Genomic DNA, 13760 nt, shown 5'->3' on the forward strand with positions numbered 1-13760 from the left:
CGCGTGACCAACAGCACGACATCCCGTCAACTGCGCATCGAGATGCTCATCGTGCTGGGGATCTCACTCGGACAGTCCGCCGTGTACTCGTTGCTGTCGCTGATCAACAAGCTGACGCTCGAGGTGCCGCTGAACAAGCAGACCACCAGCATGAACAGCTCCGCCACCCCGGACCGGCCGTGGCTGGACCTGGCCTACCAGGTGGCAGGCCTGGTCTTCCCGCTCATGCCGGTGGTGCTGGTGCTGTACCTGCTGTGGGTGCACGTGCGGCCGAGCGGCGGGCCGTTCACCGTGATGGGGTTCGACCTCCGCCGCCCGGGGTTCGACCTCGCCGTCGGATTCGGGGTCTTCGCCGGGATCGGAACCGCAGGGTTGGCCTTCTACCTGGTGGCCAAGGAACTCGGCATCAACACCACCATCGCGGCGGCGAACCTCCAGGCCGCCTGGTGGACCATTCCCGTGCTCATCCTCCGGGCGGTCATGAACGGCCTCCTCGAGGAGATCGTCATGGTGGGCTACCTGTTCACCCGGTGGCGGCAGGCCGGCGGGAGCATGCTGGTCATCCTCGTCATCTCCGCCGTCGTGCGGGGTGGTTACCACCTCTACCAGGGATTCGGTGGGTTCATCGGCAACCTCGTGATGGGGGTGCTGTTCGGCTGGCTGTACCTGCGCACCAGACGGGTGATGCCCCTGGTGATCGTCCACAGCCTGCTCGACATCGTCGCCTTCGTCGGTTATGCGCTGCTCAAGCCCTATGTCGGCTGGTTGTGACCCGGGAACTGGAGACGCTGGCGGGCCTGCTCGACGGCGGCCATCACCTTCTCGCGGCTCCAGCACAGGAAGTCGATGTCGACTCCTCGTGCCGTCGAGACGGTCAGCACCGCTGAGGCCATCCTCTGGTGCGTGCGCATCCCGGTGATCTCGACCAACGGGATACGCAGTCTGCTCTGCTCGACGGCGTCGTTGAGACTGTGCGGTTCGAAGACCAGGTGGGTGGTGGTGACGTAGAGGTGACCGCCCCGGGAGATGCGGCCGAACTGGCCGGACAGCAGCATCAGGGGATTCCGGGACATCAGTTTCTCGAATCCGGTGGCGGGGGTGGTGATGTGGTTGGCCCCCGCTTTGAGGAGATGAGGTTCGTTGAAGGCCATGTCAGTCCTCACTGCTTGGTCCACGACGTGATGCCCGCCAGTCTACGGGTGATGAGGATCGTAGAATCTGTCCATGCGTGTTGGAGTGTTCGGGGCCACCGGCCAGGTGGGTGGCGTGATGCGGAAGCTGCTGGCGGAGCGGAACCACCCTGTGACGACGATCCGGTTCTTCGCCTCGGAGCGATCCGCCGGGAAGGTCCTGGACTGGAAGGGCGAGGAGGTCGTCGTCGAGGACATCGCCACGGCGGACCTCTCCGGTCTGGACGTCGCCCTGTTCTCCGCCGGGGGCGGCACCTCGAGGCAGTGGGCGCCGAGGGTGGCCGAGGCCGGAGCCACCGTCATCGACAACTCCTCGGCCTGGCGGCTGGACGACCGGGTGCCGCTCATCGTCGCCGAGGTCAACCCGGAGGACGTGGCGAGGGCGGAGATCGGGATCATCGCCAACCCGAACTGCACCACCATGGCCGCGATGCCCGTGCTGAAGCCGCTGAGCGACGCGGCCGGTCTCGAGGCCCTGCAGGTCACCACCTTCCAGGCGGTCTCCGGCTCCGGCCTGGCCGGGGTGGAGGCCCTGGCCACGCAGATCGGCGAGGCCGGTGATCCGCGCGGCCTCACCCACGACGGCAGCACCCTCACACCTGCCGACCTCGGTCCGTACGTCGCCCCCATCGCCTTCAACGCGCTGCCGTACGCGGGAGCCCTGGTCGACGACGGTGAGGGGGAGACGGACGAGGAGAAGAAGCTCCGCAACGAGTCCCGCAAGATCCTCCACCTGCCCGAGCTGCTGGTCGCCGGCACCTGCGTGCGCGTGCCGGTCTTCACCGGCCACAGCCTGAGCATCCATGCCCGCTTCAGCCGTCCCATCACCCCCGAGCAGGCACGTGACGTGCTGACGGACGCCCCCGGGGTCGTGCTCACCGACATCCCGACCCCGTTGCAGGCGGCGGGCACGGACCCGAGTCTCGTCGGGCGGATCCGGCAGGACCAGTCGGTGCCGGATGGCCGCGGTCTGGTGCTCTTCGTCAGCAGTGACAACCTCCGCAAGGGGGCCGCCCTCAACGCCATCCAGATCGCGGAGCTGCTGGTCCGATGATCGGTGTCGTGGGGGCCGGGGCGATGGGGGAGGCGCTCGTCGCAGGGTGGATCTCGGCGGGGACCGCGCCGGATGGGATCGCCGTCGTTGACCGGGACGAGGCGCGGCTGACCCATTTCCGTGACGTCCACGGGGTTTCCGCGACCAGCCTGGCGGAGGCCGCCCGCAGCGACGTGCTCGTGGTGGCCGTGAAACCGCATCACGTCGAAGGGGTGCTGACGGAGCTCGCCCCCGACCTCCTGCCGACGACGGTGGTGGTCTCCATCGCTGCGGGCGTGACGTTGGAGCGCCTCGAAGCCCCGCTCCCGGAGGGGCAGCCGATCATCCGGGTGATGCCGAACACCCCCGCGCTGGTCGGCCGGGGCGTCGCCGGGATCACCGCAGGCCCGACGGTGGACGAATCCGACGTGATGCGGGTCAAGGGGCTCATGGACGCCGTCGGGATCAGTGTCGTGGTGCCCGAGTCCCAGTTCGACGCCCTCACCGCGCTGTCAGGCTCCGGTCCGGCCTACCTGTTCGCCGTCGCCGAGGCGATGATCGAGGCGGGGGTCCACCAGGGGCTCAGCCGTGCCGATGCCACCACCCTGGTGGGCGGCACCTTCGCCGGGGCCGCCGCGATGCTGGAGCACTCCGGGGAGTCCGCGACGGTGCTGCGGGAGCGGGTCACCTCCCCGGCCGGCACCACCGCCGCGGCCCTGAGGGTGCTCGACGAGCGAGGAGTGCGCGCGGCCTTCCTCGCCGCCGTCGAGGCCTGCGCCCGGCGCAGCACCGAGCTCTGATCGGGCACACTGGTGACCATGCCCGACAACGACCTGCAGCTTCGTGTCACCAGTGCCGAGCGAGAGGTTGCTGCCGCCCACCTGCGAGACGCCACCGCGGACGGTCGACTCACCTTCGAGGAGTTGGAGAGCAGGTTGCCCAGGGCGTTGGGTGCCGTCACCCGTGCCGACATCCATCAGGTGCTGCAGGACCTGCTGCCGAGTGCCCGGCTCGGCCAGGTCTTCGGTGTGCTCCACGGGGAGTCCGATGCCCCCGGGATGTCCTGGGAGAACCCTGAGCTCCACCGGTTCGGGTGGCAGGGGCTCACCCGGTTGGGGGCCTGGCGGGTGCCCCCGTTCATGGAGTTCATCGGCAAGGACTGGGGAACCCTCTACCTCAACTTCGTCGATGCCATCCCACTGGCACCGGTGCTCGACATCGTGCTCACGGGAGGCCTCTCGGCGAAGTTCATCGTTCCTCCCGGCTGGGGTGTGGACCTGCACCAGTTGGGGTCGGTGAAGAGCGACCTGGGGGAGAGCATCGACTCCGGGGTGCCCACCAGGCCGGAGAAGGGCAGACCCCGCATCCTGGTCCGGGGCATCGCGAAGTACGGGTTGACCGTGCGTGAACCCAACTGGTTCGACCGTCGCAGGATGCTGAGGCACCGCACCGACCAGGCGGCCCTGCCCGCTGGCTGAGGGCGGGGCCGGACCTCGCCTCCGGGACCCGGGTGACCTGGGAGAACCCCTCGTCCACCGGGTGCCCTGGAAGGGGCTCGACTCATCGGGGAGTGGGACGTGACACCCTTCATGGAATTCGTCCCCGGTGGCGGCGGACTCCACCTCAACTTCGTCGAGGCCCGTGCCCTGGCCCCGGTGATCGACATCGTCGTCACCGGGAGCATCCGTCCCCACCTCATCGCCCGTGGAACCGAACCGGTGGGATCGGCGGAAACTCGCCAAGCACCACCGACGCCGGGCCGCGCTCCCCGCTTCCTGAGCAATTGGCACCCTGACGGGGAAGCGAGTTAGCATATGGACTCTGCCGGGGCCGTCCCGGCGCTCCACCGTCTCCGAGACGCGGAGATGGATAGTGAAAGGCAAACAGTGGGCTCCGTCATCAAGAAGCGCCGCAAGCGCATGGCCAAGAAGAAGCACCGCAAGCTGCTGAAGCGCACCCGCATTCAGCGTCGCCGCGCCGGCAAGTGAGCTGACCCCCGCCTGTGACCGGCGGGGCAAACCCGCAGGAGCCTGTCCGTGACCCAGTCCGATCCGGAATCGACCACCGCTGTCGGATCCGTGACCTTCGTGGCCTACGGGCCCGGTGACCCGGGACTCATCAGTCATGCCGGTGTCCGGGAACTGCTGAGCGCCGACGTGCTGGTGGTCGACTCCGACGCCATGATCGATGACCTCGCCCTGGTCGGTGTCGAGCCGACGGCCCGTGTCGTCGAGGTCAACGGCGACGAGGTGGAGCAGCTGCGCGGGGTGGCCGAGGACGGTCTCCGAGTGGTCCGCCTGGCCGGTGGGGACTTCTTCAGCGACACCCGGCACCGCGACACGCTCACCCGGATCCTGGCCGAGAAACGGCTGCGAACCCACCTCATCCCCGGCGTCAGCCCATGGACCGCCGCGCTCAGCTACGGCGGCATCAGCCCCGTCGAGGTGGTGACCACCTGCGACGCGACCGCTGGGCTGCCCGCGGACTGGCCGGAGTCGAAGGTGCTCATCATCCGCGCCTCCGACGCCAGCATCGCCGAGGTGGCAGCCGCCGGTGGAAAGCGACACGGCGGCGACGGTGAGGTGCTGGAGATGCGCGGACTCGGCACCACCTCCCAACTGAGCAGGCTCACCACCTGGAAGGGACTCGACGTCGCACCGTGCGGCACGGATCGTTTCCTGCTGGTCGGTGACGCGGTGGCGGACACGGTCCAGGATCGACTGGACTGGTTCGAGTCGAAACCGTTGTTCGACTGGAAGGTGCTGGTGCCCCGCACCAAGGACGAGGTCCGTGAGTTGGCCGAGCACCTGTCCCGCTACGGTGCGACCACGGAGGTGGTGGCCACCATGTCCATCGAGCCACCACGCACCGAGGCCGGGATGGAGAAGGCCGTGCGGGGCATCGTGGACGGTCGTTTCCTGTGGCTGGTGTTCACCTCCCCGCACTCGGTGGCGGCCATCATCGAACGTCTCGCCGAGTACGGTCTCGACTCTCGGGCCCTGGCCGGCATCCAGCTCGCCGCCGTGGGGAGGGGAACCGTCGAGGCACTGGCGAAGGTCGGCATCAAACCCGACCTGGTTCCTCTCGAGGGGGACACGGCACGCGACCTGGCACTGGAGTTCCCGGCCTTCGACGAGCTCATCGACCCGATGAACCGGGTCCTCGTCCCCACCGCGGACGTCTCCGTCACGGAACTCGTCGAAGGGCTCGGCAACCTCGGCTGGGAGGTCGAGGAGGTCACGGCGTACCGCACCGTGCGGGCCGCGCCCCCGCCGTCGGAGATGCGGGAACGCATCAAGACCGGGCTGTTCGACGCGGTGGTGTTCACCTCCTCGACGGCGGTGCGCAACATGATCGGGATCGCCGGGAAACCCCATGCCGCCTCGATCATCGCGGCGATCGGCCCGGCCACCGCCGAGGCCTGCCGACTGCACGGGTTGCGGGTCGACGTCATGGCGGAGGCTCCCAGCTTCGAGGCGTTGGCAGCGGGGCTGGCGCGTTTCGCCGATCAGCGGCGGTTCGAGCGCCTGGCCCAGGGACTGCCGGACACCAAACCGTCCCAGCGTCGTCGCCGTCGTCGGGACCCTCGCGCCAAGGGGAAGTGATGGGGGAGCCGAGGATCGTCCATGTGATGCGGCACGGTCAGGTCCACAACCCCGACGGTGTCCTCTACGGCAGGTTGCCCGGCTTCGGGCTCTCCGAGTTGGGACATCGGATGGCGGAGCGGCTCGCCGAGCACTGGGACGAGGTACCGCTGACGCACCTGGTCTGCTCGCCGCTGCAGCGAGCCCAGGAGACCCTGGCCCCCACCGCGGCTCTGTTCCCACAGCTGCCGATCACCACCGACGAGCGGGTCATCGAGGCCGCCAACGTGTTCGAGGGCAAGGTGTTCGGTGTCGACAACAAGGCCCTGCGTGACGTGCGGATGATCCGTCACGTCCTCAACCCGTTCCGCCCGAGCTGGGGTGAGGCCTATGTCGACATCGCGGCACGGATGCGCGACGCCATCGCGGACGCGGCGGAGGCGGCCGGACCGGGTGGTCAGGCACTCGTGGTGAGCCACCAGTTGCCCATCGAGATCGCCCGCCGGAGTGCGCTGGGGCAGCGGCTGTTCCACGACCCGCGTCGCCGCCACTGCACCCTGACCTCCGTCACCTCCTTCCAGTTCCGTGACCGGACACTCACCGCTGTCGACTACTGTGAACCTGCTGCTGACCTGCTGCCGCCCAAGAAGGGCATCAAGTTCCGCGTCGGTACCTGAGAACGGGCGCGCCCCCATCCGTGGAGTGAAGTTTGACCTGTCTGATCGGAGGGCAGGGATCACCTTGGGGTGTTCACTTTCGTCAACGGGTGATCGCGGGGCACAATATGTTGCGTGAGACCCCGAACCTCCCCATGCCCGGCCGACACGACGGTGAGTGATCGGCGTGCTTGAGGACGAGGGCTGGCTTTCCGAGCTGTTCGAGGAACAAGGTGCCACCCTGCACCGGTTGACCGTGCTGCTCGGGGCCGAGAGCGCAGCGGGGCACATCATCCGCAGCGCCCTGCTCGGACTGTCCCGGCGGGAGCGGCGCATCATCGACCCGGCGGATCGGGTGGAGTACCTCATCGAGCACGTCGTCCACCACGCCCGTTCCGTTCGGGGCTCCTCGGGCTCCCTGCACCTGCCGGACGTCGCGGACCCCAGGCAGGGTGAGATCTGCCGTGCGGTGGCCGACATGCCGGTCAGGCTGGGCGAACACCTGCTCGTGGCCCACTACCTCTCCCTCTTCGGGACCTCGCTCGCCGGGGTCATGCGAATGACCCTCAAGGGCAGCAACCAGCGACTCCGTGACGGTCTGGAACATCTCCGCCGTGCTGTCGGGGACCCCGCCCCGACCAGCCAACCGGGAGCGGTGGAGACCCTCTCGGATGAGTTGACCGCAGCGCTCAGGGCAGCGGCCAGACTGGTGCAGGCGCCGGGCACGGAGACGCTGGAGCTGGAGCTGAGGGTCCTGCGTGCCACCCGTGGCGGACTGCCGCTGTGGGCCTCCAGCATCATCGTGGCCGGCGCGCTCGTCATCGGTGGTTCCCTGGCATGGGCGACCACAGGGCATCCCGGGGCGGTGCCGTCCCCGTCCCCGTCGCCGACGACGATGCCGTCCGCGGTACCTTCTCGGTCCATCCCCTCGCAGGTGATGTCGGTGCCGGTCTACTACGTGGGGCGCAACGACGCCCTGTTGTACCGGGAGCTTCGTGACCTCCCGGTCTCCGGCAGCATGGTCCAGACCGCGCTCAACGCGATCCTCTCACTGGCCCCCCTGGATCCCGACTACGACTCCGCGTGGACCCCCGGGCGGATCCTGGCCGTGGAGGTCAACGAGGACCTGCTGACCATCGACCTGAGCGCCGAGTCGTACGTGGAGCTGGTCAGTGACGGCGACGCCGTCCAGGCAGTGGACCAGATGGTCTACACCGCGTCCGAGATCCTCGGGAACCCGGATCTGAAGGTCCAGTTCCGCTCGAACGGTGGGCTGCCACCGGAGCCCTTCCGGGGCGAGCACCGGCGAGCCGGACTCAGCCCGCTCGGCAAGCTGTGGATCAACACACCGAGCAACATGGCCAAGCTCCAGAGCGGACCGGTCATCGTCTCCGGGCTCGTCCAGGGAACCCCGGATGCTCCCCGGATCCTCGTCACGGACTCCCAGGGAGTGCTGCTGACCAGTCTTTTCGCGCAGATCGACGTCGAATCGGATCCCGATGGCTGGCGGGCCTGGACCGTCACCGTCGACCTGCCGGCCGGCGAGTACCAGGTGGTGGCCGAGAGCACCCTCGGGGAGGCGGCGGCCCCGCAGCTGGTGCAGCAGAGCCGCACCATCACCGTCGAGTGAACCTCAGTGCCGGGCCACCCAGGCAGCCATACGGGTCGCGAGACCAACGGGCGCGAATCTGGTGGCCTCGGCCAACAGCGAGTTGCGCACCCCGTCCACCACGTAGGGTCTGCGGCGGCCGAGCGCCTCGAAGGAGGTCGCCACCACCTGCTCGACGCTGCGCCGTCGGCTCATCACCCGGTCGTCACCCGCACGGTCGAAGAACGAGGTGTCGGTGGGACCGGGGCACACCGCCAGCACCCGGATGCCGGTGTCGCGCAGCTCCGCCCACAACGCCACGGACAGCCGCAGGACGTAGGCCTTGCCCGCGGCGTAGGTGGCGAACCCGGGGATCGGTTGGAAGGCGGCGGTGCTGGCGATGTTGATGATCGCGCCACGATCGCGGCCGCGCATGCCGGGCAGCACCGTGCGGGTCAACTCGGTCAGGGCGACGACGTTGAGCTCCAGCTCCGCACTGATCCGTTCCTCCGGGAGGTCCGCGAACGGGCCGAGGGAGCCGAAGCCGGCGTTGTTGACCAAGGTGTGGACCTCCAGGCCGCGCAGTTCGTCGATCAACCCGGCCCTGGCCGTGCGGTCGGTCAGGTCGCAGGCCATGACCCGGACCTCCACCCGGTGCCTGCTGCGCAACCGTTCGGCGAGGTCCTGGAGCCGGTCCGCGCTGCGTGCGACCAGGATCAGGTTCGCGCCCTGCTCGGCCAACCTGACCGCGTATCCTTCGCCGAGTCCACTGGAGGCCCCGGTCACCACTGCCCAACCTGTCATGGGGCTGAGTCTATGGTCTGGCGTGCCATCATGGGGACATGCAGCATTTCGACGTCGCCGTGATCGGCTCGGGATCGGGGAACACCATCATCAACGAGCGGTTGGCCCACCTCGAGGTAGCCCTCATCGAGGAGAACCCCGTCTTCGGGGGGACCTGTCTCAACCGGGGATGCATCCCCACCAAGATGTTCGTGACGACCTCGGAGGCCGCGACCTTCCCGGCCCGTGCCCGTCGGCTCGGTGTCGACCTGGAGCTCAAGGGGGTGTCGTGGCCTGAGGTCAGGGACCGGATCTTCGGGCGGATCGATCCGGTCTCCGAGAGCGGGAAGGAGTGGCGCCGTCGAGGGTCCGGGGTGACCCTGTTCGAGGGTCGGGCCGAGTTCGTCGACCCCCACACCCTGCGGATCGGTGACGTCTCGATCAGCGCGGATCAGATCGTGATCGCGACCGGTTCCCGGCCCAGGCCACTGGACGTGGCGGTGCCGCCCGGGCTGGAGGGCCTCATCCACACCTCCGACGACGTCATGCGCCTGGAGGAGCTGCCCCGACGTCTGGTCGTGGTCGGTGGTGGGTACGTCGCCTGTGAGCTGGCGCAGGTGTTCGCCGGGCTCGGGTCGCAGGTGACGCAGTTGAACCGTTCCGAGGTGCTGCTCAGGGGACAGGACCGGGAGGTCGCCGAGGCCTTCACCGTGGAGCATGCCAAGCGGGTCAACCTGATCCTCAACCAGCGGGTCTCCGAGATCGTGGAGGGACCCGACCAGGCGGCGATCGTGGTGACCGTGGACCGCAACGGGGTGGAGTACGAGTACCCGGCGGATGCGGTGCTGGTGGCCACCGGCCGGATCCGCAACTCGGAGCTGAACCTCGAGGCGGCAGGGGTCGATGTGGACGAGCACGGCCAGGTCCGCGTCGACAGGCATCAACGGACCTCACAGCCCCACATCTGGGCGTTGGGGGATGTCTCCACCGGTCAGATGCTCAAGCACGTCGCGAATGCCGAGGCACGCACCGTCGCCCAGAACCTCCTGGTCGGCGACGGTGAGTTGGCGGCCACGGATCACCGGTACGTGCCGAGCGCGGTGTTCACGGATCCCCAGATCGCCTCGGTGGGGGCGACGGAGGAGCAGCTGCGGGACTGGGGGGCACCGTACGTGGTGGCGCGCCACGACTTCGCGGATGTCGCCTACGGGTGGGCCTTGGAGGACGAGGGGCAGCACTTCGTGAAGCTGCTGGCCGATCCCAGGACGTGGCATCTGCTGGGGGCGCACATCATCGGTCCTGATGCGGCGCTGCTGATCCAGCCGCTCATCCAGGCGATGAGTTTCGGACTGACCGTGCCGGAGATGGCGCGGGGTCAGTACTGGATCCATCCGGCGCTCACCGAGGTCGTGGAGAATGCTCTGCTCGACCTGCTCAAGAACCATCGTGCGAAGGAGATCGGCGAGCCCTTGACTCGCTCTTGACAAGGCCTTGATCCAAACTTGATGAACAACCGTTAACTTTCTATCAAAAGCCGAAAGGCCTACTTGTGGCGCTGTGAGAGCGCTCTTACAGTCGGTTCTGCGATCGCATCCAACAACCACCGATCCAAGGAGTTGAGATGGGTAAATTCCGACTGAGGGCCGCCGTGGCGGCCATGGCTGCCGCCTCACTGGTGATGACGGCCGGTCCAGCGCAGGCCGAGGTTCCGACGGGGGTTGCCGAGGCGCCGTCGTACAACCCGGTGAGCCCCTGGCACGTGCAGAACATGATCGACGACATGACCCTGCCCAATGACGGCACCGTCGCTGGCCAGTACCCCTACTTCGGAAGCCATGCAGGCTGGGCCGAGAAGGCCCGGGTCGTCATGGGCAACATCCCGAAGGGCTCGAACGCCCCGGACTACTGGCGCGATGCCGTCATCAGCGGCAAGTACAAGTACGACACCGACTGGAAGGCGCTCCAGCCATGGATCGCCATCTTCACCCTGTCGGACAACCAGGCCACCAACACCCGGGTGGAGGTCAGCTCGATCCGCGCGTACATCCTCAGCAAGAAGACCAACCAGTGGGAGCTGTTCGAGGACCACCCGACCAGTGGTGGCATCTTCGACGAGGGGTATGCCCATCTGCCGCACGTCCAGGCCGATGAGCGTCAGGACGGGGGCTTCACGCTCGTCAAGCCCCCCGCTGCCGACGCCAGGCAGATCTACCACAGCTGGGGTGAGCCCAAGGCCCTGAAGGACCCCTCGGACATCAAGGCCGTCCACGTCCGGGTGTTCACCCGGCTGGTCCTGGATGACCCGAACGGGCCCGACGACCGTCACCTGGCCAAGTACGCACTTCAGGTCGGTGCCGACTACTACCCGGAGGTGGGCAGCACGGTCAACGATGCTGATCTGCTGATGAAGGGACAAGGCAAGTGGTTCCCCGGCGTCGGTATCAGCCGGGCCGTCCAGGTCACGAATGAGCAGCGCCTGACGAGCTTCACGACACTCGACGCGGCCGTGCAGGAGCCGGGTGGTTCGAAGAACCCGAACGGCAGCCTGAACGTCGAGGAGTTCCGCAAGAACCCGCCGCCGTTCTGATCGGGGTGCGTTCTCCCCGGCGAGGCTGACGGGAGAGCGCGATGAGTGATCCCCGGTGGGGCCGTGCCATGACATCGGCGCGGCCCCACCGGGCTTTTTCATCTCCGCAGGGGGTCGGTCGGAGCGGTGTAGTCCCTGAGGGCCGATCTCAGGTGGACCCAGAGCGGGTGCTCGGGGTCCTGACGGATGGTGGTGAGCCGCAACGGGTTCCGAAGTGACGGATCGACATGGGTGACGGCGTTGCCCCGGGTGGGGGTCTGCAGCCAGGTGAGCTGTGGTTGCGCCCACCTGTCCGTCAGGGACCATGCGGTCCAGGGCTGCCCGATGAACTCGGCCTTGTCGTCAAAACGGCGGCTGGTCGAGGTGCGGTGCCGTCTGATCCTCGACCGGAGCTGCCAGCGGTTCATCCTGAGTTCGACGTCGAGGGGCCAGGACGGGGTGGTCTCCACCCAGCAGAGCAGGAGACGCAGCAGGTCGTCGGAGGAGCAGAACCCCAGCTGGCTGGCATCCTGCTGGTCGGGGTGGGGGAGCATCAGCAGGGTGGTCCGCTCGGTGAGCCAGAACCGGAGCTCTGCCGAACCGGGGGTGGCGCTGAGCCGCCAGGCCGTCCCGTTCAGCACGTGCTCGGCACACAGGCGACCTGTGGCGGCGGGGTGTCCGTCGTCATCGACGAGTCCGGCCGCCACCAGCTCCTCGAGGACCTCGCCAGAGGGTACGTGGTCCCCCTGGGACTGGAGGTTGTTGAGGAAGACCCGGGCGCTGAGGGAGCTGAGGGTCAGTGCACCGTTCGGGAAGATGAGCTGGGCGGGGGTGACGACGGAGAGGTCCTCGCGCGGTGCCCCGTCGCGTTTCGTGACCCACTGGTCCAGGATGGGGGTGGTGGGGGTGACGGTGGCTGTGGGGGTCGCTCGGTCCCCAGGGGGCAGGAGCTGGAGGCTGTCCAGGACCTTGTGGTGGCTGTCACCCGGTTTCCAGTGGTCCAGGGCCATGGTGAGGGCCGCTTCGGCCAGGATGCCGTCAGCGATCACGAGATCCCGGATCGTGAGTGCGGTGACGATGTGCTCCGGCTGCTCTTCGGATGTGACGGGGCTGAGGCTCCAGAGGCGACGGCGCTCAACTCCGTGACGAACCACGGCCTCCACCTGGACCACCACGGTCTCAGGAGAGGAGGCGAGGCTGCGAAGACGTTCCTGGCTGATGACGGCCAGGGCCTCGGGATGCTCCGAGACGGTTGATTCCTGAACCGTCAGCCGAGGTGACACCCCCTTCACCGGGAAGGGGCTCCCGGCATCGAGGAGATCGTTCGTGGTGTTCTCCCGCCAGTGTTCGGGAACCTTGCAACAAAAGGCGGTGCCGGTCAGTTTCATCTCATCTCCTCTTCGCGGGGTCTTGTGGTGCCAGGCCACTCGTGATGCCGACACCCACACCGGTGTGGGGTGCGCCACCGCTCCGGGCGGCAGGGGCCGGGGTCGGGAACCGCTCTGCGCTTGGGGGCGTGGCCGAGGTCGGTGCGGCTGTGGTGGCAACGGCTGGTGTTGCGGCGGATGTGGTGGTGTGGTGGAGGAGTTCGAGCTGTTCGGTGCGGGGGAGGGCCTTGAATGCTCCCATGAGGAGCGGGTCGTGGCGGGGCACGCCTGCCTTGACGGCGCGGGGGTACCAGCGGGGCAGCAGGAACCTCGGGAACCAGATGAAGACACTCAGCATGCCAATGAGCAGGCAGAGTAGGAAAGCAGCGCTTTCCAAGAGCAAGATCGGCTTGGGTAGTGGGGGCTGAAAGCTGATGCTTGCAGCAAGGAGCAAGAAGGTTCCTGCGTATGGCAGAGACAGGAGGATGCTGCTCCAGCCTCGGTATGTCATGACGAAACGTGGGGCGGGCTCTTTGAGGATCATCCTTCCTGTTCGAATGCAGAGGATTCCCAGGGTGGCAATCAGGGTCATTGCGATCGCTGACCCGGTGGTTCTGGGAATGGTTGATATGGTCTCCAGGGGGATCATCCGAAGAGTCCTCTCGCGAAATTGAAGACCCCCTCGGCGGCATCTGCCAGTAGTTCTGAAGCGCTTTTTCCGTTGGTCACGGGGATACTCATTGCCACCCCGACTCCAATGCCTGCGATGAAACCGATCGGTCCACCGATAGCGGCTCCTGCTGCTGCCCCAGCGGCGACGGAAGAAAGGACTTGGGTTCCAGCTCTCAAGGTTCCGACTTGGGCTACTTCGGACCTTCGCTCGCTTTCAGTGAGTTCAGGCTTTTGTTCGCGGAGTTTTCGGTCGGTCTTGGTGTGCTCGTCGACGAAGGTGAAGGTGGTTTCGATGGCGAACATGCTGTGGCCCAGGAGGTG

16 protein-coding genes are annotated in these 13760 nt (G+C 67.5%); 11 read left to right on the forward strand and 5 right to left on the reverse strand.

The window, feature by feature from the left end:
• The first annotated feature begins 3 nt into the window (after window positions 1-3).
• On the forward strand, window positions 4-771 hold the full coding sequence (locus EII34_RS07125; RefSeq protein WP_260425072.1) for a CPBP family intramembrane glutamic endopeptidase: 768 nt from the start codon (window positions 4-6) through the stop codon (window positions 769-771).
• Here EII34_RS07125 and EII34_RS07130 read toward each other — a convergent pair.
• Window positions 753-1151, reverse strand: coding sequence for a PH domain-containing protein (locus EII34_RS07130; RefSeq protein ID WP_260425073.1), 399 nt, complete (start codon window positions 1149-1151; stop codon window positions 753-755). The genes EII34_RS07125 and EII34_RS07130 overlap by 19 nt on opposite strands.
• Window positions 1152-1224: 73 nt before the next feature.
• Between EII34_RS07130 and EII34_RS07135 the strand changes: the two genes are divergently transcribed.
• The 8 genes from EII34_RS07135 (at window position 1225) to EII34_RS07170 (ending at window position 8093) form a co-directional block, all read left to right on the forward strand.
• On the forward strand, window positions 1225-2244 hold the full coding sequence (locus tag EII34_RS07135) for an aspartate-semialdehyde dehydrogenase (RefSeq protein ID WP_124844360.1): 1020 nt from the start codon (window positions 1225-1227) through the stop codon (window positions 2242-2244).
• Window positions 2241-3023 (forward strand): pyrroline-5-carboxylate reductase, encoded by a 783-nt coding sequence (gene proC, locus EII34_RS07140; protein ID WP_124844362.1) that lies wholly within the window; start codon window positions 2241-2243, stop codon window positions 3021-3023. The genes EII34_RS07135 and proC overlap by 4 nt, the downstream gene beginning before the upstream one ends.
• An 18-nt stretch (window positions 3024-3041) precedes the next feature.
• Entirely contained in the window at window positions 3042-3701 is a 660-nt protein-coding gene (locus EII34_RS07145) for a DUF1707 SHOCT-like domain-containing protein (protein WP_124844364.1), read from the forward strand.
• A 99-nt stretch (window positions 3702-3800) separates the two neighbouring features.
• Entirely contained in the window at window positions 3801-4034 is a 234-nt protein-coding gene (locus EII34_RS07150; RefSeq protein WP_124844365.1) for a hypothetical protein, read from the forward strand.
• 75 nt (window positions 4035-4109) lie between these two features.
• Window positions 4110-4211, forward strand: coding sequence for a 30S ribosomal protein bS22 (locus EII34_RS07155; RefSeq protein ID WP_042842924.1), 102 nt, complete (start codon window positions 4110-4112; stop codon window positions 4209-4211).
• A 48-nt stretch (window positions 4212-4259) separates the two neighbouring features.
• The gene (locus EII34_RS07160) at window positions 4260-5828 is read left to right on the forward strand and encodes a uroporphyrinogen-III synthase (protein ID WP_124844367.1); all 1569 of its coding nucleotides are present in this window, start codon (window positions 4260-4262) and stop codon (window positions 5826-5828) included.
• Complete coding sequence (locus tag EII34_RS07165) at window positions 5828-6484, forward strand: histidine phosphatase family protein (protein WP_124844369.1); 657 nt, start codon at window positions 5828-5830, stop codon at window positions 6482-6484. Before EII34_RS07160 ends, EII34_RS07165 begins: the two co-directional genes overlap by 1 nt.
• Window positions 6485-6650: 166 nt before the next feature.
• The gene (locus EII34_RS07170; RefSeq protein ID WP_124844371.1) at window positions 6651-8093 is read left to right on the forward strand and encodes a GerMN domain-containing protein; all 1443 of its coding nucleotides are present in this window, start codon (window positions 6651-6653) and stop codon (window positions 8091-8093) included.
• 3 nt (window positions 8094-8096) lie between these two features.
• Here EII34_RS07170 and EII34_RS07175 read toward each other — a convergent pair whose 3' ends face one another.
• Entirely contained in the window at window positions 8097-8855 is a 759-nt protein-coding gene (locus tag EII34_RS07175; protein ID WP_124844373.1) for an SDR family NAD(P)-dependent oxidoreductase, read from the reverse strand.
• Between the two features lie 38 nt (window positions 8856-8893).
• Between EII34_RS07175 and EII34_RS07180 the strand changes: the two genes are divergently transcribed.
• Window positions 8894-10318 carry a mycothione reductase gene (locus tag EII34_RS07180; protein WP_124844375.1) on the forward strand — a complete coding sequence of 475 codons (1425 nt, stop codon included), beginning with the start codon at window positions 8894-8896 and terminating at the stop codon, window positions 10316-10318.
• Between the two features lie 137 nt (window positions 10319-10455).
• On the forward strand, window positions 10456-11421 hold the full coding sequence (locus EII34_RS07185; protein ID WP_124844377.1) for a hypothetical protein: 966 nt from the start codon (window positions 10456-10458) through the stop codon (window positions 11419-11421).
• A gap of 98 nt (window positions 11422-11519) precedes the next feature.
• On the opposite strand, the gene EII34_RS07190 is transcribed toward EII34_RS07185, so the two are convergent.
• The 3 genes from EII34_RS07190 to EII34_RS07200 all read right to left on the reverse strand — a co-directional run.
• Window positions 11520-12788, reverse strand: a complete 1269-nt coding sequence (locus EII34_RS07190) for a hypothetical protein (protein ID WP_124844379.1) — start codon at window positions 12786-12788, stop codon at window positions 11520-11522.
• Window position 12789: 1 nt separating this feature from the next.
• Window positions 12790-13125 (reverse strand): hypothetical protein, encoded by a 336-nt coding sequence (locus EII34_RS07195; protein ID WP_124844381.1) that lies wholly within the window; start codon window positions 13123-13125, stop codon window positions 12790-12792.
• Between the two features lie 287 nt (window positions 13126-13412).
• Window positions 13413-13760 (reverse strand): hypothetical protein (locus tag EII34_RS07200; RefSeq protein WP_221620224.1); only part of this gene is annotated, 348 nt, incomplete at its 5' end.

The organism is Arachnia propionica, from assembly GCF_003859805.1.
Lineage (GTDB): Bacteria > Actinomycetota > Actinomycetes > Propionibacteriales > Propionibacteriaceae > Arachnia > Arachnia propionica_C.